The 685-nt window shown below is 43.2% G+C and carries 1 protein-coding gene; it reads right to left on the bottom strand.

The window, feature by feature from the left end; all coding sequences use genetic code 11:
* A partial coding sequence (locus tag HUK38_RS14665; RefSeq protein WP_238787698.1) for a type I restriction enzyme endonuclease domain-containing protein occupies positions 1 to 595 on the bottom strand: 595 nt, incomplete at its 3' end.
* Between the last annotated feature and the right edge of the window lie 90 nt (positions 596 to 685).

Genomic DNA, 685 nt, shown 5'->3' with positions numbered 1-685 from the left:
TATTGTCATATTTGGCAATTGCTGTTTTCAGACGCTCTGAAAAAGCGCGACTTTGCACAACATTAATCCGATGATGTTCTCGAATTGCGCCCCGCGTTAATTGCTCTAACGTCGCCAATGCTAACGCTTTCTGTTCCATGCCTTGTAATTCACTCAGGAATTCATCTGAAAAGATGGATAAATCCACCGAGCGCATCCCTGCTGCGCGTAATAAATCATCAATACCCGTCACGACAATAGCGCGGTCAATCAATTCGGCAATTGCAGATGTCTGTGTTGAAGTCACTGGATTTGCAAGTTGAATCGTTTTGTTTAAAGCGGCTTGCACCGCTTGAAAAAACGCAATTTCATTGCGAATTGATTGAGCGACTGCACTCGCAGCAGTCAATGCAAAGGCTTTAGATAACGCTGCAACCGCAGCACTGTATTGCTGTTGCGCGTGTCGTTTTTGTTGCGTATCTGTGATGTTAATAGCGATTTGCTGTTGCACGGTGAGTATCCAATCCACTGCACCAGCTAATACTGTCAAGCGTTGCGGTGGGCTACCGGTTAAACCAGTATTTAAACCAGTATGATAATTAAACCCAGCAAACATCTGGCGCACGGTTTGATAGTGTTTTTGTAATGCCGCGATTGCTTCAATAGAGTTGTTTTAACGTAAATAATTAATGATAACACAATAAAG

This window comes from Thiospirillum jenense, from assembly GCF_014145225.1.
Classification (GTDB): domain Bacteria; phylum Pseudomonadota; class Gammaproteobacteria; order Chromatiales; family Chromatiaceae; genus Thiospirillum; species Thiospirillum jenense.
Note: the sequence above shows the minus strand (reverse complement) of the source record. Positions and strands in the feature narration are given on the sequence as shown.